This window comes from Streptomyces fumanus (genome assembly GCF_014655295.1).
Classification (GTDB): Bacteria; Actinomycetota; Actinomycetes; order Streptomycetales; family Streptomycetaceae; genus Streptomyces; species Streptomyces fumanus.
The window spans coordinates 568,629-594,802 of the sequence record NZ_BNBI01000001.1; the positions used below are offsets into that span (position 1 = coordinate 568,629).

25 protein-coding genes are annotated in these 26,174 nt (G+C 71.2%); 24 read left to right on the plus strand and 1 reads right to left on the minus strand.

Annotation, left to right across the window (positions count from 1 at the left end):
* Positions 1-584: 584 nt before the first annotated feature.
* From IE316_RS02510 to IE316_RS02525, 4 genes are all read left to right on the plus strand, one after another.
* On the plus strand, positions 585-1,487 hold the full coding sequence (locus IE316_RS02510; RefSeq protein WP_190202404.1) for a hypothetical protein: 903 nt from the start codon (positions 585-587) through the stop codon (positions 1,485-1,487).
* 14 nt (positions 1,488-1,501) lie between these two features.
* Positions 1,502-3,565 carry a hypothetical protein gene (locus tag IE316_RS02515; RefSeq protein WP_190202405.1) on the plus strand — a complete coding sequence of 688 codons (2,064 nt, stop codon included), beginning with the start codon at positions 1,502-1,504 and terminating at the stop codon, positions 3,563-3,565.
* 9 nt (positions 3,566-3,574) lie between these two features.
* Entirely contained in the window at positions 3,575-4,018 is a 444-nt protein-coding gene (locus IE316_RS02520; protein ID WP_190202406.1) for a hypothetical protein, read from the plus strand.
* A 155-nt stretch (positions 4,019-4,173) separates the two neighbouring features.
* Positions 4,174-4,464 (plus strand): hypothetical protein, encoded by a 291-nt coding sequence (locus tag IE316_RS02525; protein WP_190202407.1) that lies wholly within the window; start codon positions 4,174-4,176, stop codon positions 4,462-4,464.
* Between the two features lie 49 nt (positions 4,465-4,513).
* Here the strand turns inward: IE316_RS02525 and IE316_RS02530 are convergent, their stop codons facing one another.
* Positions 4,514-4,714, minus strand: coding sequence for a hypothetical protein (locus IE316_RS02530; RefSeq protein ID WP_190202408.1), 201 nt, complete (start codon positions 4,712-4,714; stop codon positions 4,514-4,516).
* Between the two features lie 105 nt (positions 4,715-4,819).
* On the opposite strand from IE316_RS02530, the gene IE316_RS02535 reads away from it, so the two are divergent.
* The 20 genes from IE316_RS02535 to IE316_RS02630 all read left to right on the plus strand — a co-directional run bounded on the left by IE316_RS02535 (position 4,820) and on the right by IE316_RS02630 (position 26,171).
* Complete coding sequence (locus IE316_RS02535; RefSeq protein ID WP_190202409.1) at positions 4,820-5,209, plus strand: WYL domain-containing protein; 390 nt, start codon at positions 4,820-4,822, stop codon at positions 5,207-5,209.
* Positions 5,210-5,361: 152 nt separating this feature from the next.
* Positions 5,362-5,907, plus strand: coding sequence for a hypothetical protein (locus tag IE316_RS02540; RefSeq protein WP_190202410.1), 546 nt, complete (start codon positions 5,362-5,364; stop codon positions 5,905-5,907).
* The gene (locus IE316_RS02545; protein ID WP_190202411.1) at positions 5,904-7,241 is read left to right on the plus strand and encodes a phage terminase large subunit; all 1,338 of its coding nucleotides are present in this window, start codon (positions 5,904-5,906) and stop codon (positions 7,239-7,241) included. The genes IE316_RS02540 and IE316_RS02545 overlap by 4 nt, the downstream gene beginning before the upstream one ends.
* 260 nt (positions 7,242-7,501) lie before the next feature.
* Positions 7,502-9,079: a phage portal protein gene (locus tag IE316_RS02550; protein WP_190202412.1), complete on the plus strand. Its 1,578-nt coding sequence runs from the start codon at positions 7,502-7,504 to the stop codon at positions 9,077-9,079.
* On the plus strand, positions 9,076-10,128 hold the full coding sequence (locus tag IE316_RS02555; RefSeq protein ID WP_190202413.1) for a head maturation protease, ClpP-related: 1,053 nt from the start codon (positions 9,076-9,078) through the stop codon (positions 10,126-10,128). The genes IE316_RS02550 and IE316_RS02555 overlap by 4 nt, the downstream gene beginning before the upstream one ends.
* Positions 10,129-10,139: 11 nt before the next feature.
* Positions 10,140-11,501, plus strand: a complete 1,362-nt coding sequence (locus tag IE316_RS02560; RefSeq protein ID WP_190202414.1) for a phage major capsid protein — start codon at positions 10,140-10,142, stop codon at positions 11,499-11,501.
* Between the two features lie 91 nt (positions 11,502-11,592).
* Positions 11,593-12,033, plus strand: a complete 441-nt coding sequence (locus IE316_RS02565; RefSeq protein WP_190202415.1) for a hypothetical protein — start codon at positions 11,593-11,595, stop codon at positions 12,031-12,033.
* A gap of 106 nt (positions 12,034-12,139) precedes the next feature.
* Positions 12,140-12,490, plus strand: a complete 351-nt coding sequence (locus tag IE316_RS02570; RefSeq protein WP_190202416.1) for a hypothetical protein — start codon at positions 12,140-12,142, stop codon at positions 12,488-12,490.
* 34 nt (positions 12,491-12,524) lie between these two features.
* Positions 12,525-13,268 (plus strand): hypothetical protein, encoded by a 744-nt coding sequence (locus IE316_RS02575; protein ID WP_190202417.1) that lies wholly within the window; start codon positions 12,525-12,527, stop codon positions 13,266-13,268.
* Entirely contained in the window at positions 13,265-14,641 is a 1,377-nt protein-coding gene (locus IE316_RS02580; protein WP_190202418.1) for a hypothetical protein, read from the plus strand. Before IE316_RS02575 ends, IE316_RS02580 begins: the two co-directional genes overlap by 4 nt.
* 1 nt (position 14,642) lies before the next feature.
* Positions 14,643-15,017: a hypothetical protein gene (locus IE316_RS02585; protein WP_190202419.1), complete on the plus strand. Its 375-nt coding sequence runs from the start codon at positions 14,643-14,645 to the stop codon at positions 15,015-15,017.
* Positions 15,014-15,481: a hypothetical protein gene (locus IE316_RS02590; RefSeq protein ID WP_190202420.1), complete on the plus strand. Its 468-nt coding sequence runs from the start codon at positions 15,014-15,016 to the stop codon at positions 15,479-15,481. Before IE316_RS02585 ends, IE316_RS02590 begins: the two co-directional genes overlap by 4 nt.
* The gene (locus IE316_RS02595; RefSeq protein ID WP_190202421.1) at positions 15,482-16,234 is read left to right on the plus strand and encodes a hypothetical protein; all 753 of its coding nucleotides are present in this window, start codon (positions 15,482-15,484) and stop codon (positions 16,232-16,234) included. It abuts the gene before it with no gap.
* Positions 16,234-16,683 (plus strand): hypothetical protein, encoded by a 450-nt coding sequence (locus IE316_RS02600; RefSeq protein ID WP_190202422.1) that lies wholly within the window; start codon positions 16,234-16,236, stop codon positions 16,681-16,683. The genes IE316_RS02595 and IE316_RS02600 overlap by 1 nt, the downstream gene beginning before the upstream one ends.
* 6 nt (positions 16,684-16,689) lie before the next feature.
* Positions 16,690-17,097: a hypothetical protein gene (locus IE316_RS02605; protein WP_229910156.1), complete on the plus strand. Its 408-nt coding sequence runs from the start codon at positions 16,690-16,692 to the stop codon at positions 17,095-17,097.
* A gap of 13 nt (positions 17,098-17,110) precedes the next feature.
* Positions 17,111-17,512 (plus strand): hypothetical protein, encoded by a 402-nt coding sequence (locus IE316_RS02610; protein ID WP_190202423.1) that lies wholly within the window; start codon positions 17,111-17,113, stop codon positions 17,510-17,512.
* 141 nt (positions 17,513-17,653) lie between these two features.
* Entirely contained in the window at positions 17,654-21,493 is a 3,840-nt protein-coding gene (locus IE316_RS02615; RefSeq protein WP_190202424.1) for a phage tail protein, read from the plus strand.
* Positions 21,493-25,392 (plus strand): carbohydrate binding domain-containing protein, encoded by a 3,900-nt coding sequence (locus IE316_RS02620; protein WP_190202425.1) that lies wholly within the window; start codon positions 21,493-21,495, stop codon positions 25,390-25,392. The genes IE316_RS02615 and IE316_RS02620 overlap by 1 nt, the downstream gene beginning before the upstream one ends.
* Before the next feature lie 9 nt (positions 25,393-25,401).
* Entirely contained in the window at positions 25,402-25,941 is a 540-nt protein-coding gene (locus tag IE316_RS02625) for a hypothetical protein (RefSeq protein ID WP_190202426.1), read from the plus strand.
* Between the two features lie 11 nt (positions 25,942-25,952).
* Entirely contained in the window at positions 25,953-26,171 is a 219-nt protein-coding gene (locus tag IE316_RS02630; protein ID WP_190202427.1) for a hypothetical protein, read from the plus strand.
* The last annotated feature ends 3 nt before the right edge of the window (positions 26,172-26,174 follow it).

Here is a 26,174-nt window from a genome sequence, read left to right on the forward strand (position 1 = left end):
CGACTGCAGTCACAGTCACAGTGAACGGAGCCCCGCCGATGGCCCGTACCAAGACCCCTCCCGCGGCCGCCCCCACCCCCACGACCGCCGAGTCTCCGCCCGACCAGCCACAGGAACAGGCCCGGCCGTCCCCCGTTCTCGCCTGGCCGTCCGAGTGGCCCGTCCCCGAACCGGCCGCCGAACCCCGGCGTCGGACCCGCGGCCTGCCCATGCCCCCGCTCCTCGCCGGCGTGGGCAACGGCACCACGCTGATCACCACCGCGGCGTACTCGGCCGGCGGCCCGTACGCCGCCACCGCGGCCGGGGCGATCGTGGCGGCTGGCGCTACCGCCGCGGCGTTGCGGCGTCGCGCGACCGTACGCCGGGGCGTGGCGGTCCGCTCCGGTAGCGCCACTGCGGGCGGTCGGACCCGGGCCGGTAGCGGGTGGCGTAGCGGCGCCGGTGGCGGCGTCCGGCGTGGCGGTGGCGGGGGTTCGCGTAGCGGCCGTGGCGGCCGTAGCGGCGCGGGTAGCGCCCTGCGTAGCGGTGGCGGCCGTAGCGGTAGCGGTCTCCTCGGGCGTGGCGGGCGCAGCGGTGGTGGCGGGGTGGATCGTGGCGGCAGGCGTCGCCGCGATAGCGGCCCGGCCCGCCACGCGGCCGACCGCCACCCCGCCCGGCCGGGTCCCGGCGGCAGCCAGAGCCAGCGCCAGCAGCGCGCCTCGAAGAAGGCCGCAGAAAAGGCCGGGAAGCGCGCCGCCGAGAAGGCGCTGAGGAGTGCCGCCCGGCACCCGGCGTCCGGCGCCGCCGGCACCTCCTCCACCCTGCGCGCCGCCGCCGGCCGGGCGGCCCGCGCCACCTGGAACGCCTCCCGCCCCGTAGCAGTCCGCGCGGCGAAGGCGACCGGTCGCGGTCTTCGCGCGGCCGGAACCGCACTCGCCGACGGAGCCCGAGCCGCAGGCGCAGCCGCATGGACGTGGGCGCGCAGCCGCGACGCAGGCGCCGCGCTCGATCGCCTCAAGGCGGTCTGGGCCCGGCTCCGGAAGAAGCGCACCACGCAGAGCACGCCCGAGCCCCCGGCCGTCGCCGTCGCCGCCACCGTGCGCCGCCCCGCCAACCCCGACCCGATCCACACAGGAGGACCAGCCATGTCCGGTGGAGGACACCACTTCGTCGCGCCCGCGATGGAATCCGCCCGCGCCGCCGCCCACTACCAGCCGACCGGCATGCTCCAGGTCGGCGCTGACTTCAGTGGTCTGGAAGAAGCGCTGCGCCTGCACGCCGAGGCGATGAAGGTCACCGTCGAGAACGCCGATGCCGCCTGGCCGCTGCACCCCAACATCATCGAACTGATGCGGCAGATCCACGGCCTCCAGCTCAAAGCCGCCGAACTCGCCAGCGAGCTGGGCCCCGCCTTCCGCAGCCTGCACGACGTCGACATCGCCCGCCTGGAGAACCCCCGCAAGGGCGCCGCCGGCGAGCGCATGTGGGACGTCTCCGCCAACCTCTGACCAGGAGCATCACCGTGAAGCTCGACTGGGACGCCAAGCACGGCCCCGTCACCGGCCCCATCAACACCGGCCTCGCCACCCTCGCCGTCGGCTACGGCGGCCACACCGTCGGCATGCCCTGGCAGTGGGCAGCGCTGACAGCCGGGGCCGGGCTCGTCGGCACGCACATCGCCGGCCGCCGCCATCAGGTCACCCGGGCCACGCTCACACTGCGCGCGGCCGGGTGGCTGGCAGCAGGCGGCTGGTGCTCGTGGGCCATCGACAACGGCCCCTGGTCCCAGACGGGGATCGGGTCGCTGCTCGCCGGGGTGCTCGGCCTCGGCGCGGCGATGGCCGGCGCGCACCACGTCGAGCAGAAGGCAGAGGAGGAGCGCGCCGAGCAGGAGGCCGCCGCCCGGCGGGCGACGCTGGACGGGAAGAGGCAGAAGATCGCGGACGAGTGGGAAGACCGCATCGTCCGCGTCTGCGCCGGCGCCGTCGTCACCATCGTCGGCGTCGAAGGCTGGGAGTCCGGTGGCGGGTTCAGCCTCGACGGCGAGTGCGGCGCGGGCGGCACCCGCTGGAAGGACATCGCCCTGTACCGCGACCAGCTCGCCGCGGATGCCCGGCTGCCTGAGGGCTGCGGCGTGGAGGTCGGTCCCGGCGTCCACCGCGGCGCCGTCCTCATCCACGTGTCCACGGCCAACCACCTCGTGGAGGACGTGTACTACCCGGCGGACTACTCGCCGCTCACCGTGAACGCCCCCGCTCCGGTCGGGGTGCGCCGTGACGGGCAGCCCGAAGGGCCGGTCAACCGGCAGGCGTCGATGCTGATCGTCGGTCAGCGCGGGTCCGGGAAGTCGAACCTGCTGAACGTCATGATCGTCAACCAGTGCCGCATGATCGATTCCCTCACCTGGATCATCGACCTCAACGGTGGCGGCCTTGCCCTGAAGTGGATGCGGGCCTGGCACGCCGCGGGGCGTCCCGGGCGTCCGCCGGTCGACTGGGTGGCCGACACCCCGCAGAAGGCGCTCGCCATGGCGCTGGCCCTGGTGCGCATCGCGAAGGCCCGGAAGGTCGGCTACCAGGACCGGGAGATCGCCGCGAACGATGACAAGCTGCCCGTCGACCGCGAGGTGCCGGAGATCCGCGTGTTCAACGACGAGGGAGCGGAGGTCTTCTCCACCAGGTCGAGGCGCGACGAGAAGCTGCGGGCGATCGGCGACGCGCTCGTGCAGACCCTGGAGATTGCCCGGGCGGCCGCTGTGAACGAGACCACGTCCGGGCTGCGCGCCACCCAGGACGTCATCTCCGATCCGCAGATCCTGAAGCAGTCGACGTTCAAGGCCGCGATGAAGGTCGCCGACGATGCGGAGCTGAACTACTTCTTCGGCTACCACCACAACGCTTCCGCCGAGGACGCCCCCTACCCGGGGTGCGCGCTGGTGCAGAACGGCGATGGGCAGGTCCACCCGGTGAAGGTGTACCGGATCAAGCCGGACCAGATCCTCGACGTGGTCAAGGCGACCTCAGACCGGCGCCCGGAACTGGATGAGCTGTCGCGCCGCGCGGCCGGAGAGGCGTACGAGCAGCGATGGGCCGGCACCGATCATCTCTTCGGCGGACCGGCCCCGGTGCCGGTCAGCGAGGAGCCTGCCCCGGCCCGGCCACGGGGCCGTGGTGTCACCGCGGACTGGGGAACGCCCCGGCCCGGCGGTGAAACGCAGGACACGATCAACCGGGCCGAGGACGCACGCCGGCGGCTGCACGAGGCGATGAGTGAGACCGCAGGCCGCGACGACGACCTGGACGCACAGTTCCGGAAGATCATCGCGGGAGGCGGCGTCACATGGCAGCCGCCGGCAGCCGCCACGCCGGGCGAGGACGGCGACCCTCGCCGAGAGATGGTCTTCGACATCGTCGCCAAGGCAGGCCCGGACGGGATCGGCCCGGAGGCGATCCGGGACGCGATCAGCCGTCTCCACCCCGGCGTCGAGGTGCCTCACGCGGCCACGATCGGCCGCTGGCTGTCCGCCGACCCCCGCATCCACCGGCCCCGCTTCGGCCGGTACGCCGTCCGTCCTACCGAGAACTGAGGAGTACCCGTGTCCGCGCTGCCCGAGCAGTACCAGCGTTACGCCCACCACGGGCCGCTCCCCGCCCAGCCGCTCGACATCGAGCTGCACCGTGACCGTGACCCAGTCGTCTGGGTACCTGACGCCTACGGGCAGATGGTGCCGATGCACCGGTCCCAGGCTCCACACATCCCGCCGGCGTCGGAGCCCCGCGATCTCACGCCGCAGCCGCTTCTCGATCCTCTCGCGCAGCGCATGGCTGGTGCCGGGATCGGCGCGGGTGCGGTCGGCGCGGGAATCGGCTGGGGGATCGGCCAGGCCGCCGCGGGCATCGCGTCGGTCGGCGGGGGTTCGGCGGTGGTGGTGATGCTGGCGTTGTGGTTGCTGGCGCGGGCGGCTCGGCCGCAGGTCTGTGTGCAGCAGACCGTGTACAACCGGGCCACCTGGTTCGGGAGGAACCACACGAAGCTGTGACCGGCCTGCCACACTGGAGGCTGCACGCCGGGTAACGCCCGGCACCCGGGCCCCGCCGCGCATCCCCCGTCGCGGCGGGGCTGCCTGCGTTCCAGCCCCCGCTGCCACCGCCGGCCGCTACGATCCCCGCACCATCACGCACCCTTGGGGGGATCATGACGCGTACCACCACTGCCCTGCTCGCGGCCGTCGTGCTTCTGGGAGGGGGCGCCGCCGGCTGTTCGGAATCGAAGTCGCAGGACGAGATAGCGAAGGACTGCGTGGCCGCGTTGAAGGCGCGCGCCGAGGGGGACAAGGGGAAGCCGAAGGATTGCGAGGGGCTCGGCGACGACGACTACGATGCGCTGCTGATGTCGCACGTGCTGACGGATGATCTGGGCTGGGTGGACGAGGACGGGAACGTCGACCGGGAGAAGATGTTGGACGACGCGACGTCGCAGCCGTAGGCCGGGCGGCGCACAGCGGCCCCGCTCCGGAGTCCGGGCGGGGCCTTCGTCATGCCGTGGGCTCGTTGTCCGGGGGCGTCGGCCGCTCGGGTAGTTCGGCGCCGTCGCGGCCGAGGTACCAGCGCATGAACTCGCGGACCACGCGGGTGCGTTCCCGGTCGCCGACGGCTTCGCCGAACGGCACCCATTCGTCGTCCGGGATGCGGAGTTGGCGGAGCGGGGTGTGTCCGTCGGTGCGCTGCTTGGCCATGCCTCGACTCTAGTCGTGTATATGCATTGGGTCCACCGAAGGGCTTGACGTGTATATACACGACCCCTTAGGTTGTGTATATACACACCGGCGAGGGGGACCACGATGAGGCACACCGCACGCGAAACCAGCACCCAGACCCTCACCCGTCTCATCAAGGCCCTCGACGCCAAGCACCCCGTCACCATCACCTACACCAAGGCCGACGGCACCGAGACCATCCGCACCATCGAGATCTACGACATCACCATCAGCGCCGCCGGCGACATCCTCCTCAAGGCCATGGACCGCGAGACCGGCGAGAGCCGCACCTTCCGCCTCGACCGCCTGATCTCCTACACGGTCCACCGCACCGCCTACGTGATCGCCCGCCCGGCCGCCGACGACAAGCCGGCCCGCCCCGCCCGCGGTCTCGCCACCGTCACCGTGCTGTACCCGGTCGACTGCCCGGCCGTCGCCCGCGTCCAGCTCCTCGCCGACGCCCTCGCCGCCTGACCGTCCCACATGTGACTGAAGGCCCGCCCCCTCGCCAGGGGCGGGCCCTCGTCCTGCGCGCACCCGTAGCGCCACCCCACCGGCCGCACGCATCGTTACCATCAAAGCACGCCAACAGGTAACACGCCCAACAAGCAGAAGGGGGAGCGCCCATGACCACCGACGACCCCACCCCCGACCCGCCCAAGCGCGCCCCCGGCCACCGCGACCGCGAAAACCAGACCCGCACCAGCCAAGGCCGCTACCAGGGCACCATCACCACCGACGAACGCGCCGCCGCCACCGCCCGCTACTGGGCCGAACACCCCGGCATCACCTACCAGCAGCTCGCCGACGCCACCGGCTGGTCCAACCGGGGCGACGCCTGGCGCGCTGTGCAGCGGGCCCGGAAGGCGGTGCTGCAGCAGGCCGGTGCGGAGGTCGTCGCGTCCGAGGCGGCGCAGCTCGACGACCTGTTCGTGCACGCGATGGAGGTGCTGGAGCGGGACCACGTCGTCGTCTCCCACGGCAAGGTCGTGAAGGACGACGACGGCCGGCCGCTCCTGGACGACGGGCCGAAGCTGGCCGCGCTGCGCGAGATGCGGATGATCCGCGAGTCCTACCGCAAGCTGCACGGTCTCGACCAGCCCACCCAGGTCGCCGTGTCGGGGCAGGTCCGGTACGAGGTCGTCGGCGTCGACCCGGCGGACCTCACGTGACGACCGCGCTCGACCAGGACGCCGTCGTCCGGTACGAGCCGCGCGGCGCAGCGCGGGACCTGTTCAAGGCGCGCGAGTCCGAGGTGTTCATGGCCGGGCCGGCGGGGACCGGCAAGAGCCTGGCGTCGCTGTTCCGGCTGCACCTGACGGCGCTGCACAACCCGGACGCCCGGTTCCTGATCGTCCGCAAGACTGCCGTGTCGCTGGGCTCGACGACGCTGGTGACGTACGAGAAGAAGGTCGCGGCCGACGCGCTCGCCCGGGGGATCGTGAAGTGGTTCGGGGGCAGCGCGCGGGAGGCGCCGGGCTACCGGTACTCGAACGGCGCGAAGATCAACGTCGGGGGGATGGACAAGCCCGAGAAGATCATGAGTGCCGAGTATGACCTGGTGTTCGCCGACGAGGCCACCGAACTCACGATCACCGACTGGGAGTCCATCGGCACGCGCCTGCGCAACGGCAGGCTGTCGTGGCAGCAGCAGATCGGCGCCTGCAACCCCAGCCACCCCACGCACTGGATCAAGCAGCGCTGCGATCAGGGAACCGCGCGGATGCTGGTCTCCCGGCACCGGGACAACCCGGCGTACGTCAACGCCGACGGGACGTTCACCGAGGCGGGCCGGGCGTATTTCGCCAAGTTGGACGCGCTCACCGGGGTGCGGAAGCTGCGCCTGCGGGACGGCACGTGGGCGGCGGCCGAGGGCCTGATTTACGAGGAGTTCGACGAGGCCCTGCACCTGCTCGACCCGTTCACGATCCCCGACTCGTGGACGCGGTGGATCAGCGTGGACTTCGGGTTCACGAATCCGGCCGTGATCCAGTGGTGGGCCGAGGACGGCGACGGGCGCCTGTACCTGTACCGGGAGATCTACCACACGCGCCGCCTGGTCGAGGATCTCGCCCGGCAGGCCAAGCGGATCATGCAGCGGTCGGACGGCACGTGGCGCGAGCCCCGGCCCCGGGCGGTGATCTGCGACCACGACGCCGAGGACCGGGCCACGCTGGAGAAGCACCTCGGCCTGTCCACCACCCCCGCGAACAAGTCCGTCAGCCCCGGCATCCAGGCGGTGAAGACCCGGCTGAAGGTGGCCGGCGACGGGCGCCCGCGGGTCTTCATCGTGCGCGGTGCGCTCGTGGAGCGGGACCCGGAGCTGGACGCGGCGCGGAAGCCCTGCTCTACGGAGGAGGAGATCACGGGCTACGTGTGGGCAACGAAGCCGGGCGGCACCACGCCGGAGGTGCCGCTGAAGGAGAACGATCACGGGTTGGACGCGAAACGGTACATGGTCGCGGAGCGGGACCTCGGCGGACGCCCGCAGGTGCGATTCGTGTGACCTGATCGACTTGTAGGGTTCCCACAATGAACGTCCCCGTCGGGACGAGAGGGGCGTAATCGTGACAAAGGAACGTCTCCGCAGGCTAGCAGTACAACTGAACAGAGCTATGCCGTACTTTCTCGACGCTACCGGGGCTATGCTCTTGTCGAGTTCAGTCATGTTGATGACCCTCGCGGGTGGAATCGCCGCTCTCGGCTTGTCGGCCTTCTACATGAACTGGCGGATCTACGGCGGTCGCTAGTACGTGAGGAGGGCAGGTGGCCAGAACCCTCTTCGGTGACGTCGCCGCCGGCCTCCGCTCCCTGACCAACCGCACCCCCGTCCCCTTCGCCTCCACCGCCTCCCGCGCCGGACTCGGCTCCGGCCTGCTGCGTCCCGCCGGCCAAGAGGCCCAGATGCGGGCCATGGGCTCCAGCTCGACGCTGTACGCGATCGTCGACCGGATCACCACCACGTACGCCGGGATCGAGTGGAAGCTCTACCGGAGCGCCGCCTCAGGCCGGGACGAGGACCGCGTCGAGGTCACCCGGCACGCAGCCCTCGACCTGTGGAACAAGCCCAACGCCTTCATGAGCGGCCCGCAGTTCCGGGAGTCGGCGCAGCAACACGAGGAGCTGACCGGCGAGCAGTGGTGGGTGATCGCCAAGCACGAGAACGTGAACCTGCCGCTGGAGCTGTGGCCCGTACGCCCGGACCGCATGGAGCCGGTCCCCGACCCGGACGATTTCCTGGTCGGGTTCATCTACCGCGGGCCGTCCGGGGAGCGGATCCCTCTGGGCAGGGACGAGGTCATCTTCCTGCGGCGCCCGAACCCGCTGGACCCGTACCGCGGCATGGGCGTGGTGCAGACGATCCTGATGGACATCGACGCCACCCACGCGTCGGCCGAGTGGAACGCGAACTTTTTCCGCAACAGCGCCGAGCCGGGCGGAGTCGTCGAGGCGGAACGCCGCCTGACGGATGAGGAGTTCCGCGAGTTCACCGACCGCTGGCGCGAGCAGCACCGCGGCGTGTCCAACGCCCACCGGGTCGCGGTGCTGGAGAACGGCCTGAAGTGGGTCGACCGCAAGTACTCCATGCGGGACATGCAGTTCACCGAACTGCGCGGCGTCAACCGGGAGATCATCCGCGAGGCGTTCGGGTTCCCCAAGCCGATGCTGGGCGCGACCGACGACGTCAACCGCGCCAACGCCGAGGCCGCCGCCTACGTCTTCGCGCGCTGGCTGATCCAGCCCCGCCTGGAGCGGATCCGCGAGACCCTCAACACCCGGCTGCTGCCCATGTACGGCGCGGCCGGCGCGGGCCTGGAGTTCGACTTCGCCAACCCCGTCCCAGAAGACGAGGAGACCACCGCCCGGGTCCTCGCCTCCCGCGCGCAGACCGCGCAGGTCCTGCGCGCAGCAGGCTGGGACTCCACCGACGTGGTGTCTGCGGCTGGCCTGCCCGAGATGGGCTCCCGCGATCCGCAGGAGCAGCTCCTCGTGGACATCGTCCGCGGCGCCCCGTCGACCGCGCCGGTGATTTTGCCCCTGCTCGGCTTCGACGTCCCGTCCGGGGCGCCGCCGGTCGCCGCCCCGGCGAACGCGTGGACCCCGCCGGCGTGGGCGGCCGAGGAGATCGAGGCGGCGCAGCGCTGGGTGGTGGTGGCGAAGGACGACGACGACACCTGCCAGCCGTGCCGGGACAACAACGGCAAGACCTACCGGAACCGGGCCGACGCCTACAAGGACTACCCGGGCGGCCAGGGCTACGTGCACTGCGTCGGCGCGGAGCACGGCAACGAGTGCAGGTGCCGCGTGGTCAAGCGCGGGCGCAAGGGAGATGAGGGCTCATGACCATCGTGCTGCCCGGCAGGGCGGGCGTCTTCCAGGCGCGGCAGCGGGAGCAGGGCGAGCGGGAGCGCGCGCGGCTCGGCGTGGAGGCCCGGTCCTGGTACCGGATCACGAACGCCGCGGACCCGGACGAGGCCGAGCTGCTGCTGTACGACGAGATCGGCGGCTGGTGGGGCTGCACCGCCGACCAGCTCATCGCCGACCTGCGGGGCATCACCGCGCCGCGGATGCGGGTCCGGGTCAACAGCCCGGGCGGATCGGTGTTCGAGGGCGTGGCCATCGCCAACGCCCTGCGCTCCCACCCCGCGAGCGTCACCGTGCAGGTCGACGGGATCGCCGCCTCCATCGCCAGCGTGATCGCGATGGCCGGGGACCGCATCGAGATGGCCCCCAACACCATGCTGATGATCCACGACGCCTCCGGGGTGTGCCTCGGCAACGCGGCCGACATGGAGGAGATGGCCGAACTCCTCGACCTGATCAGCGACAACATCGCCGACGCCTACGCCGCCCGCGCGGGCGGCACCCGGGAGCAGTGGCGCGAGCGGATGCGGGCCGAGACCTGGTACCTGCCGGAGGACGCCGTGGAGAACGGCCTCGCCGACGAGGCGATCCCCGCGCCGAAGGCTGGCACGCCTGCCGAGCCCGACGAGGACGACGACGAGCCGGACATGGCGCGCGCCTGGGACCTCGCCGCGTACGGCTACACCGGCCCGGGCCGCGACGAGCCGAAGGCCGGGGAGGCCGGGCGGACGACGCTCACCATCGACATCGCCTCCGCACTCGGCGAGGGCTTCGTCGAGCAGCTCCGCACGCTGGTCCGCAAGGAAGTCGCCGACCGGTCGCCCGCTCCCGCCGAGCCCGCCCCGGCGGTCGAGGACAACACGGACGCGGCCGGCACCGAGCCGGCCGCAGAGACCGCCGAGCCGGAACCGCCGGCCGACGACTGGACGGCGCTGGTCGCCGGCCTCATCACCGACGACGGCGACGACTGGTCGGCGCTCGTCACCAACCTGATCGAGCCCGAGTCGTCCAGCGCGGCGACGGACTGAAGGAGGACCCAGTGGCTCCCACTCCCACCATCCCGCGCAACGCCGACGAACTGGCGGAGATGCTCGCCGACGGCGCGAAGCTCCGCGAGGTCATGGCCTCGCGCGAGTCCCTGACCGAGTTCATCACCGCCTACGGCAACGCCCTCCAGGGCGAGGGCACCGACCTCAATCGTCTCGTCGCCGAGGAGACGCAGCGGGTGTTCGCGCAGATGATGCGCGAGAACGGCATGGGCGAGGACGGGCGGGCAGCGATGAAGCGCCTCGACCTCGACCCGCAGGCCAAGCGGCGTGGGATGCTCACCTCACACCGCAAGGGCACCGCCCACAACCCGGCCGCGCCCGGTGCTTCCCTCGACCCGCACTTCACCGACAGCGTCGAGTACGCGCGCACCATCTGGCACAAGTCGCCGGAGGCGGAGGTCGCGGAGAAGCTGACCATCCTGCGTAACGCGGCGAGCAGCGTGTCTCCTGCGGACGGTGGATTCCTCGTCCCGGAGACGCTCCGCTCCCAGCTCTTGCAGATCGCACTGGAGCAGTCCGTCGTCCGGCCGCTGGCCACTGTCATCCCGATGGACTCGGCCCGCGTCCCGATGCCGCTCATCGACTCGACGACGAACAAGGGCAGCGTCTTCGGCGGGATGATCGCCTACTGGGGCGAGGAGTCGGCGATGCTCCAGGACGCGAATCCCAAGTTCGCGCGGGTCGAGCTGGACGCGAAGAAGCTCACGGGGCTCAGCGCGGTCCCGAACGAGCTGCTGCAGGATTCCATCGTCTCGTTCGCCTCCCTGATCGAGACGCTGTGGCCGCAGGCCCTCGCGTTCTCCGAGGACCAGGCGTTCATGACCGGCACCGGCGCCGGAATGCCCCTCGGCTTTTTCGGCGCGAAGAACAAGGCCGCCGTGACCGTCACCCGCACCACCTCCGGCAAAATCCAGTACGTCGACATCGTCGCGATGTACGCGCAGATGCTGCCGTCGTCGCTGTCGAACGCGGTGTGGATCGTCGCCCCGGACGCCCTGCCGCAGCTCCTGCAGATGAGCCTGGACGTCGGCACCGGCGGCAACAGCGTGTTCGTCGTCAACGCCGCGGGCCCGTTCCCGATGACCATTTTCGGCCGCCCGCTGATCATCAGCGAGAAGGCAGCCGCGCTCGGCGCCCGCGGCGACATCGCGTTCGTCGACCTGTCGTACTACCTCATCGGCGACCGGCAGACCATGACCGCCGACTCCAGCACCGACTACCGCTTCGGCAACGACCAGACCACGTTCAGGATCATTCAGCGCGTCGACGGTCGGCCGTGGCTGCAGTCCGCCATCACCCCCGCCAACGGCAGCTCGAAGAAGCTCTCCCCGTTCGTCGAACTCGCGGCGTAGCGGCCCGGCCGGCGGCGGCATTCACACCCCGCCGCCGGCTCCGACCCGACCGGCAGTGTCGCCCCGGCGGCAACCCAGACAGGAGAACCCCATGTCGCAGAAGGCTCTTGGCCGACTGTTCAACACCACCCCGGCCGCCGACAACGTGTGGATCAACATCGGCGACCAGGCGGGCGGCGTGACGTTCGTCGGCTACCTCGGCGCCGCCGCAGGCGACACGTACACCCTCCAGCAGGCCAAGGACGCGTCCGGCACCGGCGCGGCGAACCTCGCCGCGATCAGCGAGTACTACACCAACACCGGCAACGGCACCGACGCATGGGTGCGGCGGACGCAGGCCGCGGCCGCCACCGTCGTCACCGCGGCGGCCGCCGTGCAGCAGGCCGTCGTCATCGAGGTCGAGGGCACGCAGCTCGCCGACGACTACTGCTTCGTGCGGCTGGCCTCGACCGGGGCGGGCACGGTCAACGCGATCCAGCGGGACCTGATGGTGCAGCGCGCCCCGGAGAACCTCCCGGCCACGGGGGTCTGACGTGGCCCTGCTGGTGTGCACCGACTGTACGGCCCGCTACTCGGTGGGCGCCCCCCGCTGCCCGCAGTGCGGCAGCACCGAGCACGTCGAGGAAGGAGCACAGGACATGCCGAAGATCACGAGGCACGGCGGCCCGTCCGTCGCGGACGAGGAAGTCGTCGTCGAGACGGAGAACGGGCGCGAGCTGGCGCCGGTGTCGGAGGCCGACCCGGACAAGGTCGTCACCGACGAGGGAGATGAGGGAGGTGAAGGGTCATCGGCTGGGAGCAGCTCCGAGACATCGTCCGAGACGCAGTCGAGTACGCCCGGGACGAGCGAGACGCCGACCCCGTCGCCTGTCCGCGTGACGGGGAGCCGCTCCGCGAAGGCCCAGAAGCAGACCCCGGGCTCTACTGCCGGTTCTGCGGATGGCGGCCCGGCGGCCGGTTCGTCGGCGACCGGCTCCGCTGACAAGTAGCCCCACCAGCGACGTTCGAGAGGAGGTGAGCATCATGACCGCGACCGGCTACACGTCCCCCGGCGGCGACCCCCGCAAGGTCGACGTGGCAGGCGACGCGATGACGGGCGACCTGGTGCTCGCCGACTCCACCCCGGACACGGACCGGTCCGCGACGTCGCGGGCGTACGTGCTGGAGCAGGTCGCCGGGGCCGGTACGGGCGTCGCGTCCGGCACCGTCAGCGCCGCGACGTCGTTCGGGCAGGCGGCCAGCGCCGGGGTCAGCACCGCGTACTCCCGCGGCGACCACAGCCACGGCACGCCGCCCGCACCGTCCGGTACCGCGACGCGTACGGCGGAGGCCCGGATCACCGCAGGCGACGTCGCGCTCGCCAGCTCGCCGTCGTGGACGATCGTCTCGTCCGGGACCACGCAGCTCGCCTGCTCGATCCCCGCCGCCGCAGGCGACCGCATTCACGTGACCGTGCAGTTCATGCGCACCGGGTCCGGCTTCTTCCTCGACATGGCCACCCTCACCTCTACGGGCGCCATCTCCCGGTACCTCGGCTCCGGCACCGCAACGCCACTGCCCGAGGGCAACCCGGGCTACTACCCGCAGGCCGCCTCGTTCCCGGCCGCGACCGGGCCCGTCCAGATGATCCTCACTCCCGGGGAGATCACCGCCGACGGCCGGGCCACCGTCGCCCTCGTCGCCCGCGGCACCGGAACCCAGACCATCTACGCCAGCAGCACCTACCCCTGGTATGTGCTGCTCACCAACCTCGGACCGGTGTCATGACCGAGATCAGCGCCGGGCAGACCGCCGTGCTCCTCTCCCAATGGCGGCAGTACGAGAACGGGCCGCTCACCGACCTCGACACCACGCCCACCATCCAGATCACGGCCATCTCCGATGGCGCCTCCGCACTGCCCGCGACCACGGCCGGAGTCACCCACCCCGGCACCGGCAGCTACGGCTACGCCTGGACCCCCGCCGCTGGCCTCACCCCCGGCCTGTACCTCGCCCTGTGGACGGGCCTGGCCAGCGGCGCGCCGGTGACGGCGACGGAGACCGTCACGGTCCTCGCCGCGCCGATGGCGGAGCCGACCGCAGCGGACCCACGCCCGGTGTGGTACGCCACCCGCGAGGAGATCAAGGCCGAACTCGACGTCCGTGAGACGGCCCGCTCCAACGCCAGGGTGGACCGGGCCCTGGACGACGCCTCGCGGGCAGTCGAGGGCCTGTGCCACCGGCGGTTCTGGCCCTGGCAGGGCGAGCGCCGCTTCGACTGGCCCGACTCGCAGAACCGGACACCGTGGCGACTCTGGCTCGACGAGCACGAGCTGATCGCCCTGACCTCCGTCACCTCCGCCGGCACCGACATCGACCCTGCGGACATGGTGCTGTACCCGCAGTCCGGGCCGCCGTTCAGCCGCATCGAGATCAACCTCGGCACCTCGGCGACCTGGGGCGGCGGCGCCACCCACCAGCAGGACATCTCCCTGACCGGGCTGTGGGCAGGCTGCCCCCTCATCGAGACGAACGCCGGCGCGCTCACCCAGACGCTGGACCTCGACATGGCCTCCATCCGGGTGGATGCTGCTGCGTCCGCCGCGGTCGGGGTCGGCTCGCTGCTGCGGATCGACCAGGAGCGAGTCATCGTCACGGGCCGCTCGCAGGTCGACACGGGCCAGTCTCTGGGCGGCGACCTCGGCAACATCAACAGCGCGGTGACCATCACCGTGCAGGATGGCGGCCAGTTCGCCGCGGGCGAGACGATCCTGATCGACGGGGAACGGCTCCGCGTGGACGACGTCGCTGGTGACACCCTCGTCGTCACGCGGGCGTGGGACGGGTCGACGATCGCCGCGCACAGCTCTGGCACGCCGGTCTACGCGCCCCGGGCGCTGGCCGTGGAGCGGGCCGCCGCCGGGACGAGCGCGGCAACGCACAGCAGCGGCAACACCGTCTGGGTGTGGCAGCCGCCCGGCCCGGTCCGCCAGTTGTGCATCGCCGAGGCGCTCACGGACCTGCTGCAGGGCCGCTCGGGGTATGCGCGGACGGCCGGGTCCGGGGAGTCCGAGCGGGAGACCAGCGGCAGGGGCCTCGCGGATCTGCGGGCCCGTGTGTATGCGAGCCACGGCCGCAAGGCCCGGACCAGGGCGGTGTGACGTGAGGCTGGATGTTTCCACCCAGGCCCGGGGCCCGATGTTCGACGGGCGGGCGCGGGCTGCCGCGAACGCTTACGTCGACCGGCTGGAGCGGAACCTGGCCGAAGAGGGCCGGACGATCCTCCTCGGCGAACTGGACCGGGTCCTGAAGACGCAGACGCCGTACTACGCGACCCGGATCGAGGTCGTGGACGGCAACAAGATCTGGGACAGCCGGGTCGTCTACGGGCCGTGGCTCGCCGGAATCGGCAGCAGGAACTACCCGGTGACGAAGTTCAAGGGCTACGACCACTGGCTCGTCACCCGGGACAAGCTCAACGCCCGCAAGCGCGGCATCGGCGAACGGCTCCTGCGCCGCTACACGGGACGGATGTGATCGCTGTGCCCCTGGACCTCCTCGGCTGCCGCGACGCGGCCCTGTCCCACGCGCAGAGCCTGGGCCTGTTCGGCAACGTCCTGGACCACGAGCCCGTGTCCGCGCCCGGCAGCGGCCTCACCTTCGCGATGTGGGTGCGCCGCCTTGCCCCGGTCCCGGCCGGGTCCGGCCTGACGGCCGGGTCGGGCCGCCTGGAGCTGACCGGGCGGGTGCTGATGCCTGCCGACACCGAGCCGCAGGGCGACGTGGACGTGGCGGTGACCGGTGCGGTGGACGCGCTGATGAGCGCCTACGCCGGCGACTTCGAGTTCGGTGGCCGGGTCCGCAACGTCGACGTGCTCGGCGCGCACGGCACCGCGCTGTCGGCGGAGTTCGGGTTCTCGCGGTTCGACTCGACGACGTACCGGGTCGGCACGCTGACCGTGCCCCTGATCATCAACGACTTGTGGACGGAGGCACCCTAGGTGGCCAAGACCTCGGGGCTTGGGGACGCCCTGTACATCGCCGGGTACAACGCGTCCGGCGACATTCAGCAGCTCGGCCGGATCGGCGGCGGCCCGACGCTGCTGAACTTCACCGGCATCGACAAGGGCGCCTACGAGCGCCGGGGCGGGCTGCGCGACGGCGCGTTCGAGATGACGACGTTCTTCAACTCGGACACGGTCACTCCGGCCACGCACCAGAAGCTCAGCGCGCTGCCCCGCACCGACGTGATCCTCACGTACTGCCGGGGAACGGCGCTCGGCGATCCGGCCGCGTCCCTCGTTGCGAAGCAGGCCAACTACGACCCGACGCGCGGCGACGACGGCATGCTCACCTTCGCCGTGCAGGCACAGGCCAACGGCTACGGCATCGAGTGGGGCCGCCAGCTCACCGCCGGGGTGCGCACGGACGCTGCGGCGACGAACGGGCCCGGCATCGACACCGCGGCCAGCGCCGCCTTCGGCGGGCAGGCGTACCTCCAGGTCATGACCTTCACCGGCACGGACGCCACCGTGACGATCCAGGACAGCGCCGACAACGTCACCTTCGCGGACGTGCCCGGCCTCTCCTTCACGCAGGTCACGGCCGGGCCGACGGCGGAGCGGATCGCGCTGGACAACACGGCGACGCTGCGCCGCTACCTGCGCGTCGCCACGACCACCACCGGCGGGTTCACGTCGCTGTCCTTCGCCGTCAACGTGATCAAGAACGAGGTCCCGGGGGTGACCTTCTGATGGCCGAACCGGACGTCTTCCGCATCGAACCCGCCATGCCGCCGCAGATGTACAAGACCTACGCCATGGCCTCCCCGCTCTCGACGCACACGCGACAGGCGACCTGCGAAGAGGTGGGCTGCGATCAGTACCGGCAGGGCTGGCGGGTCCGCGTCGAGACCCTGACCCCGGACCTGCTGCACGCCGCCCGCACCTCCGGCCGCCGGTACGTCGAGCAGCAGGTCGCGGCGGGCGAGACCTACCTGGTCTTCGAGGCTGGCCAGGCGTGTTTCAAGGCCAGCACGCACCGGGCGCCGATCGGCCGGCCACCGCTGTACCTGGTCCGCGACGGGGACCACCGCGGCAACCCGCGCGGCACGAAGGCCCGGCTGCACCAGCGGCCGGCCGACTGGGTTGAGGACTTCGCCGAGCACCAGCAGGCGCTCGCCGACGAGATCAAGAAGGGATGACCTCTCATGGCAAAGAGCACCGGCCTCGGCCAGACCACACTGTCCGTCGATGACGCCAGCGGGACCGCGCGCGACATCCGCAACGACATCACCAACTGGCAGTTCAGCACCCCGCGCGGCGTACAGGACGTCACCGGCATCGACAAGAGTGCGAACGAGCGGCTGCTCCTCCTCGCGGACGCGTCGATCACCCTCAACGGGGTGTTCAACCCGTCGGCCAACCGGGCGCACGACGTCCTCAAGACCGTGCCCAGCACGAGCGTGGCGCGCACCGTCACGAACACGGTCAACGGCGTGACCATGGCCTGCGAAATGCTCTTCTCCGACTACCAGCTCACCCGCTCCGACAGCGGCGAACTCACCTGGTCCGCGCCCGGCTCGCTGGCCGACGGCACCGTCCCGACCTGGGCCTGACAGGAGCACGAGCATGGGCTACAAGACCAGCATCCGCACGTACAAAATCGAATTCGCGGAGGGGCACGAGTTCCACGGCGCCGAGGCCAGGGTCCGCGGCATGACCTTCGCCGAGTACCTGCGCGCCACCGGCATGGACGGCGGCGACGGCGAGGACAGCGCGGCCACCGTCAAGCGGTTCGTCACCCACCTCGTGTCCTGGAACCTCGAAGACGAAGACGGCCCGATCCCCGCCACCGAGGAGGGCGTCAACCGGGTCGACCACGACCTGGTCCTCGCCATCAACAACTCGTGGATCAAGACGCTGATGGGGGTCGCCGACACCGACCCTTTGCCGGACAACTCGCCCTCTGGCGAGCCGTCCCCGGTGGAGTCCATCCCGACGGAGGCGCTGTCACAGAGCCTGGCGAGCTGACCCGAGCCCGCTACCTGCTCGGCCTGCTCAAGCGGTTCCCCGGCTACACCCTGTCCTCCCTCATGGAGGAATCCACCGAGCTGATGCGCCTCGTAGCGATCGAGGACCTCGGCGGCGCAAACGACGGAGAGGAGGTCCCCGATGTCTGACGACGTGACCATCACAGTCCGCGTCAACGACCAGACCGCGCAGGGCTTCCGCGACGTCAACGGCCACCTCCGCACCCTGGACGGCCGGTTCGCGGCCACCTCCGGCAGCATGAGCCGCTCCGGCGACGGCATCACGCGCAGCCTGATGAACGTGAAGGCGGGACTGCTGTCGCTCGCCCCGGCCGCCGTACCCGTCGCGGCAAGCCTGGCGCCCGTCGCCCTCCAGGCCGGAGCCGCCGGGCTGGCCCTGGCCGCGTTCGGCGCGGCGATCGTGCCGCAGATCAGCAACCTCGCGGACGCGGCGAAGGCCCAGACCAAGTACAGCGACGCGGTCCGCCAGTACGGGGCGCACAGCAAGCAGGCCGCGCAGGCGCAGCAGCAGGCCGCGCAGGTACTGGACGAGATGCCGGCGGCCACGCAGCGGGCCGCCGCCGCGTACTCCAACCTGGGGGACACCTTCAGGGCGTTCTCGGACCGGACGGCATCGTTCACGATGGCGCCGGTCGAGAAGACGTTCGCGAACCTGGGGGCGATCCTGCCCCGGCTGGAGCCGATGGTCGAGGGCACCAGCACGCAGTTGGACCGGCTGATGACGGTGGCCGGCGGGGCGATGGAGACGCCCGGGTTCGACGCGGCCGCGAAGAGGATCTCGGACTTCACGAACGACACCCTGGACCGCGGCACGGACAAGGTCATCAGCTTCGCGCGCGCCCTGTCCGAAGGGGACGCGGACGGGCCGATCGCCGAGTTCTTCGCCTACGCGCGCGAGCAGGGGCCCGCGGTCCGGGAGCTGCTGAACAGCGTGGCCGACGCCACCATGAACCTCCTGCAGGGCGCGGCGCAGGCGGGCCCCGGCCTGCTGACGCTGGTCAACGCGCTGGCCGGGCTCGTCGCGGCGGCCCCGCCGGAACTGATCGCCAGGCTGATGCAGATCTACGCCGCGGCGAAGCTGCTCGGTCTCGCGAGTGCGGGCATCGGCGCGGTGGCCGGCGCGTACAGCAACCTGACGGGCCGGGTCACTGCGCTGCGGACGGCGTCGGTCGCGGCGGGCGGCGGCATCGCGGGGATGAACGCGGCGCTGAACACCCTGTCGACCGGGGGGAAGGCGGCGCTCGCGCTGGGGGTGGTCGGCGCGCTGTCGCTGGCGATGCACGAGCTGTCGGACAACAAGGGCGCCGTCGCGGTCGATGAGCTGTCGACGTCGCTGAACACGCTGGCGGCGACCGGCAAGGTCACCGGCGCGCTGAAGGAGAACTTCAACGAGATCGCCGACTCCATCGCGATGGTGTCCAAGGGCGCCTCCGACAACAAGGTGGCGCAGCTCGTCAGTGACTTCGGCACGTGGATCGGGATCTCCACCGGGCCGGGTATCTCCACCGCGCGGAAGAACCTCGACGCGTGGGACAAGTCGATGGCGAACCTGGTCCGGTCCGGGCACAGCAAGGAGGCCGCGGCCCAGTACGAGATCCTGAAGCGGGCGTGGCTGGCTGGCGGCGGGGACCTGAAGCGGCTGGGCAAGTTCACCGACGACTACAAGAGCGCGCTGGCTGACCAGGCGTTCGAGCAGCGGATGGCCGCCGAGAGCATGGGACTGTTCGGGGCGCAGGCGCAGAAGACGCAGAGCACCCTGGAGGCGCAGAAGGCCAGCGCGGACGGCCTGCGGCAGAGCATCCAGGCCCTGAACGACGTCCAGCGCACCGGCCTCGGCGGGATGATCGGGTTCGAGGCGTCCATCGACGCGGCGGCAAAGGCCGCGAAGGAGAACGCAGGCGCCCTGTCGATGACGCACGGCGTCCTCGATCTGAACTCGCAGAAGGCGCAGGCGGCGGCGACCGCGTTGCAGGACCTGGCGTCGAAAACGGACGAGGCGGCGGGGGCGGCCCGGGAGTCGGGGTCGTCGTGGGAGACGGTCAGCGGGATCTATGAGCGGGGCCGCTCGGAGCTGATCAAGACGGCGCAGACGATGGGACTGAGCAGGTCGGAGGCGGCGCAGCTCGCGAACCAGATCCTGAAGATCCCCAACAAGAAGTCCACCCAGATCGACATGCGTACCGAGGACGCGGTCAGCGGCCTCAACAGCGTGATCGCGGCCATGCGGAAGACACCGAACTCGAAGTCGGTCACGGTCAAGGCGCTCACCAGCGATGCGGTGTCGCTGCTGCGCAGCCTTGGCCTACGAGTCACGAAGCTGCCGGACGGCCGGTTCAAGGTGACCGCGAGCACGGGCTCGGCGCGGTCGGCGATCGCTGCTGTGCAGCGGGCCCGTGACGGGCTGAAGGACAAGTCGATCTCGTTGTCCGCCCGGGACCGGTCCTCGTCCATCGCGCGGGCAATCAAGGCGGCCATCGACAAGATCCGCAGCAAGAGCGTCACCGTCACCACCGTGTACCGCACCCTCGGTATCGAGGGCAGTGCCGGCCGGAACAACGCCAAGCTCAACGGCTACGCGTCCGGCGGCCGGGTGCGCCGGTATGCGGAGGGCGGCCCGATCACCGGCGGGTCGGGCACGCAGGACGATGTGCCGTTGCTGGCGATGGGCGGCGAGTTCATCGTCAACAAGCGGCAGACGAAGAAGTTCCTGCCGCTGCTGGAGGCGATCAACGAGGACCGGGTGCCGGGGTACGCGTCCGGCGGCACGGTCTCCAAGGAGGACAAGGCGAGGGCCAAGGCCCGGGCGAGGGCCAAGGCCCGGGCTAAGGCGGAGGCCGAGGCACGCAAGGAGGCGGTCGGTGACCTGACCGTGTCCCACTTCGGCCGCATGGCGGGCTACCGGCGCAGCGAGATGCGGTCCGGCCTGGCGAGCCCGGATTCACTGTCGGCGCTGGTCAACTCGCTGAACCAGTGGCGCAGCACGATCGCGAAGGCGACGCACGGCAGCACCGAGAACAAGCTGCTCAAGCAGCTCGACTCCACCGGCAAGAAGCTCCTGGCGTACGAGAAGCAGCTCACGTTTGCGACCAAGAGCCTGGAGAAGGCGAAGGACAAGCTCAACGACCTGAGAAACGCGGCGGCGCAGCTCTCCGAGTCGGTGAAGAACAACATCCTCAGCAGCGCGAACATCACCAAGGGCCCCGGCGACGGCGGCCCCATCACCACCAAGTCGGTGCTGGCCGGGCTCACCCAGTCCCGGGACGAGGCGTCTGCGTTCACGAAGGCGCTCGCCGAGCTGGAGAAGAAGGGCCTGTCCAGTGCGCTGATCCAGCAGATCGCCGAGGCGGGTATCGACGGCGGCGGCCTGGAGACCGCCAGCGCCCTGCTCAACGCCTCCAAGTCGGAGATCGCCTCGATGAACAAGCTGCAGTCCCAGATCACCAGCGCGGCCACGGCGGCCGGGAAGATCACCGCCGACAGCGTGTACGGCAAGGCGATCGCCGCGCAGGAGCGTCTCGTCAAGCGGTACGAGGCCAGCACCAAGAGCATCGCCAACAAGATGGACAAGCTGGCGGCGGCGATGGAGAAGGCCATCGAGAAGGGCTTCGGTATGAAGGCCGCGGGCGGGATCATCGGCGCGGCGTCGGGCGGGGCGCGCGGCTCGTGGACGATGGTCGGCGAGCACGAGCCGGAGCTGGTCCGCCTGCCGTTCGGCAGCCGGGTGTACTCCGGGCCGGACACGCGGCGGATGCAGCAGCAGGCATGGGCGTCGATGCTCAACGAGCCCCGGCGGGCGCGGGCCGGGCGCCCGGCTGTGCCTGCGGCGGCGGCCGGCGGCGACCGGCCGATCGTCCTCAACGTCAGCCTCGGGGGCCGGGAGTTCGGGCAGATCTGGGTGGATGTGGGCCGCAAGGAAGTCCAGACCCGCGGCGGGCTCCGGGCCACGCTGGGCGGTGACTGATGACGTTCCCTCAGACGAGACTCCCGATCCGTGTCGAGCTTGCCCTGGACGGCAGCACGTGGACCGACGTCACCCCTGACGTGCTGGCCGAGCAGCAGATCCGCATCACCCGGGGCCGCTCCGACTGGGGCCAGCAGGTGGACCACGGCCGGTGCACGCTGACCTTCAAGAACCCGACCGGGAAGTACAGCCCGAAGAACCCGCTGTCCCCGCTGTACGGCAAGATCGGCCGGAACACCCCGATCCGCGTCAGCGTGCTCACCGGAAGCGTGGCCCTCGACCTGCCCGGCAACACCGGCGACTACGCCTCCACCCCCGACACGGCAGCACTGGACATCACCGGCGACATCGACATCCGCATCGACGCCACCCTCGTCAACTGGATCCAGGCCGACTACCCCAGCGCGGGCCAGGCCGACTACCCGCGCACCGAGCTGATCGCCAAGCGCGCCGCCGGTCAGGTGTCGTGGGCGCTGCACATGGTCCAGGGCCGCCCCTACGTCGAGTGGTCCACCGACGGCACGAACACCACCTGGGTATGGGCCAGCGTCGATGTCCCCCTGACCACGTCCGGGCGCCTCGCGCTCCGCGTCACGCTGGACGTCGACAACGGGGCCGGCGGCAAGAGCGTGGTGTTCTACACGGCCGAGACGATGGCCGGGCCCTGGGTCCCGCTGGACTCCGGGACGTTCGCCGGGACGACGTCGGTCTACAGCGGCACGGCGCCGCTGCGGATCGGCGATGCCAGCGAAGCCACGACGTCGCGGCCGGCCCTCGGCCGGGTCCACGCCGCCGAGGTCCGCTCCGGCATCGACGGCATGCTGGTCGCGGCCCCGGACTTCACCGCGCAGCCGTCCGGCACGACCTCCTTCGTGGACGCGGCGGGCCGGACGTGGACGGTGGCCGGCGGCGCGGAGATCACCAACCGCAAGGTGCGGTTCGTCGGCGAGGTGTCCGCGTGGACCCCGAAGTGGGAGACCGGCGGGAAGGACGTCACCACGGAGGTGGAGGCGGCCGGGGTGCTGCGCCGCCTCGGCCAGGGCGCGGTGCCCACCAAGAGCGCGTTCTTCCGGGAGTTCACCAGCCCGGGCCGGATGGCCGCCGGGATCGTTGCCTACTGGCCGATGGAGGACGCCTCCGACGCGACCCGTCTGGCGTCGGCGTACAGCGGCCACCCCGCCATGATCACCACAGCGGGGGTGAGCCCGGCCGCCTACGCGGACTGGGTGGCCTCCGGCCCGCTCCCCACGATCGGCAGCGGCTCGATCCGCGTCGCGGTGCCCGCCTACAGCGTGCCCTCCGGGACGCGTATCGGCTGGTTCGCGAAGGTCCCGGCGTCCGGGACGCTGTCGACGCAGCGGCTGATGTCGCTGTCGCAGACCGGGACGGCCGCCACCTGGTCGGTGTGGATCAACACCAGCGGGCAGCTCGCGGTACGCGCCTACGACGCCGACTCGGTCTTGCTCCATGACTCGGGGTTCGGGACGGACAGCATCAACGGCCTGGAGAAGTATCTCGTGCTGGTCCTCACCACGAGCGGCGCGAACGTCTCCTACTCGCTGCTGGTCGTCGACATCGCCGGGTCGATGCCCACGGCTGTGCCCGACAACGTCTACGTCTCGTTCTCGATCTCCGGGACCGTCACCGCCGCCACGACCAGCCGGGTCACCGCGATCCGGTTCGGTGAGGACGCCGGGATGAACGGTACCGCCGTCGGGCATCTCGCCATCGGCAACTCGACCGTCTCCTTCACCGCGTCGGTCGGCGTCATGGTCGGCTGGAACGCCGAAGAGGCCGCCTCGCGTACCGCGCGGATCGGCTACGAGGAGGGCATCCACTCCTACCCGACCGGGCCCGGCGACGAGCGGTGCGGCTGGCAGCCCGCAGGCACCGCCCTGGAGATCATGCGGGCAGCCGGAGACGTCGACGAGGGCATTCTCGCCGAGCAGCGCACCGTGCTGGGGCTGCGGTACGTCACCCGGGCCAGCATGTACAACCAGGCCGCGGCCCTCACCCTCGACTACCAGGGCGACGACGGCCTGGTCTCGCCGCTCGCGCCGACCGACGACGACCAGGGCGTCACCAACGACGTCACCGTCGCGCGCAGCAACGGCTCCTCGGCCCGGGTCACCCAGAGCAGCGGCGCCCTGTCCACACAGCCCCCGCCCGCCGGGATCGGCCTGTACGACACCTCGTACACCCTGAACCTGCTGGATGACCGGCAGCCGCTGCAGCACGCCGGATGGCGCCTCCACCTCGGCACCTGGGACGAGACCCGCTTCCCGCAGGTCACCGTGAACCTGGCGAACGCGCCCGCCTCGATCGAGGCCGCTGCCGGGGCGGACACCGGCTCCCGGATCGAGATCACGCACCCGCCGGTGTGGCTGCCGCCCGACACGGTGTCCCTCCTCGTGCAGGGCTACAGCGAGGTCATCGACCAGTTCACGTGGACGATCACCTACAACTGTTCGCCCGGCGGGCCCTGGGACGTGGCGTGGGCCGGCGGCAGCCCGACCGCGGTGGCGGCCCGCGAGTTCCAGTGGGTCGACACCGACGGCTCCCAGCTCGCCGAGGACCTCGACCCGGCCGAGAGCGCCGTCGACGTCTTCACCACGACCGGGCCCGTCTGGACGCCCCGTGTCGCCGACACCCCGTTCGACTGGCGTGTGGGCGGCGAGGTCATGACCGTCATCGCCCCCGGCGCCCTGCTCAACACCAACCCGTTCTTCGACACGGACATCACCGGCTGGACCGGCAGCGGCGCCACGATCAGCCACCAGCAGATCCCCGGCCGCATCCCCCCGCACCCGCGGGCCCGGGCCACCATGCAGGTCGTCCCGGACGGCGTGTCCGCGTCCGGCGGCGCGACCTGCACGCCGACGCCGGTCGACTCGATCACGCCGGGCGCGACCTACACCGCGTCGATGTGGGTGTTCTGCGCGTCCGGGTGGAGCGACCTGCGGCCGACCGTCGACTGGTCGACGTCAGCAGGCACCTACATCTCCACCAGCCTCGGCACCGGGACCGCGGTGGCCGCGGGCCGGTGGACGTACGTGGAGCAGGAGTTCACGGCGCCGGCCACGGCCTCGCGGGGCGCGATGGGGGTACGGCACGGGGGGACACCGGGCCCGGCGGCGACCTATCACGTGTGGGCGGCGCGGCTGACCCGGAAGTCGTCGTGGGCGTACGACACGTTCTCCCGGACCTCGGCGTCCGGGTGGGGGACGTCCGACAGCGGCCTGGCCTGGGCCAGCGTGGGCGGCGGCGCGGCCACGGACTACACCGTGTCGGGGTCGTACGCCTCGCACGTCCTGTCCACCGTGGACACGGTCCGCCGGTCCGCGATCACCGCGGCCTCCGCGGACTTCGACATCTACTGCGACATCGCCACCAGCGCGGCCGCCACCGGCGACACCCTGTACGGCGCGGTCTGTGCCCGCATGGCCGACGCCGCCAACCTGTACATGGCGCGGGTCGATTTCCTCACCAACAGCAACATCATCTTCGCGATCCGGAGGATCGTCGGCGGCGTCGACACCCAGCTCGGCCTGAACTACGTCCCCCTCACGCCGAGCACCCCGGGCAGCTTCGTCCGCGTCCGCTTCCAGGGCACCGGCAGCACGCTCCGCGCGAAGATCTGGCGGGCCGGGGACATGGAGCCGTCGGTGTGGCGGGTGCAGACGACGGACACGGCACTGACCGCGCCGGGGCAGATCGGCACCCGCTCCGTGCGGCTCACCGGCAACACCAACGCGGCGACCGTCGAGGTCCGCTACGACAACTTCGAGGTCGTCAACCCGCAGACCTACACCGTGGTCCGGTCACAGAACGGCATCGTCAAAGCCCACTCCGCCGGCGCCGCTGTGGTGCTGGCCCAGCCCGCCTACACGGCGCTCTAGGAGGCACGCGTGGCCAGGTATCCCGTGATCTACGCGGGCCAGCGCATCACCGGCAGTCTGCTGCAGTCGATGCTCCCCGACGTGATCATGAAGGCGGTGAACGAGGACAGGGTGACGACCACAACGTTCACTGCGGACTCGGAGCTGACGACGACGCTCGACGCGAACGCCACCTATCACGTGACCATGTACATCCAGTTCGCGGCGACCGACGCCGCCGGATTCCAGACTCAGTGGATCATCCCGACGGGGGCGACCGGCAGCCGCTCCGGGTTCGGCGCCGCCTACGAACTGTCGTCGAGCAGCACAGCGACCGCGCAGGCCGCGAACGGCGGCTACCACCGGTCCGGGATCCACGCCCTGACTACCACCGTCCGCTACGGCACCCGCAACTCGGCGTCCAACCAGGCGATCGCCCTGGAGGAGGGCACCGTCATCACCGGCAGCTCCGGCGGGACGCTCGCCCTGGCCTGGGCACAGGCCATCTCCAACGCGTCCGCGACCCGCGTCGGCGCCGGATCCACCATGCACATCCGCCGCATCGCATAGGAGACCAACCCATGGCAGAACTGGCCTACCCCCACTACGTCCTTCAGGCCGACGGCCCCCGGGAGACGGGCATCAACGTCACCATCGTCGTCTCCGACGGCGTCGGCGGGCCCCTCCCCGGCAAGACCGTGGACGGTGTCGTCGAGCACCTCCGGGACTACCTCCTCGGCGAGGACGGTGACGTCACCGTGCAGCTCGTCCACAACCAGATCCAGTCCACCCCCTTGTAGGAG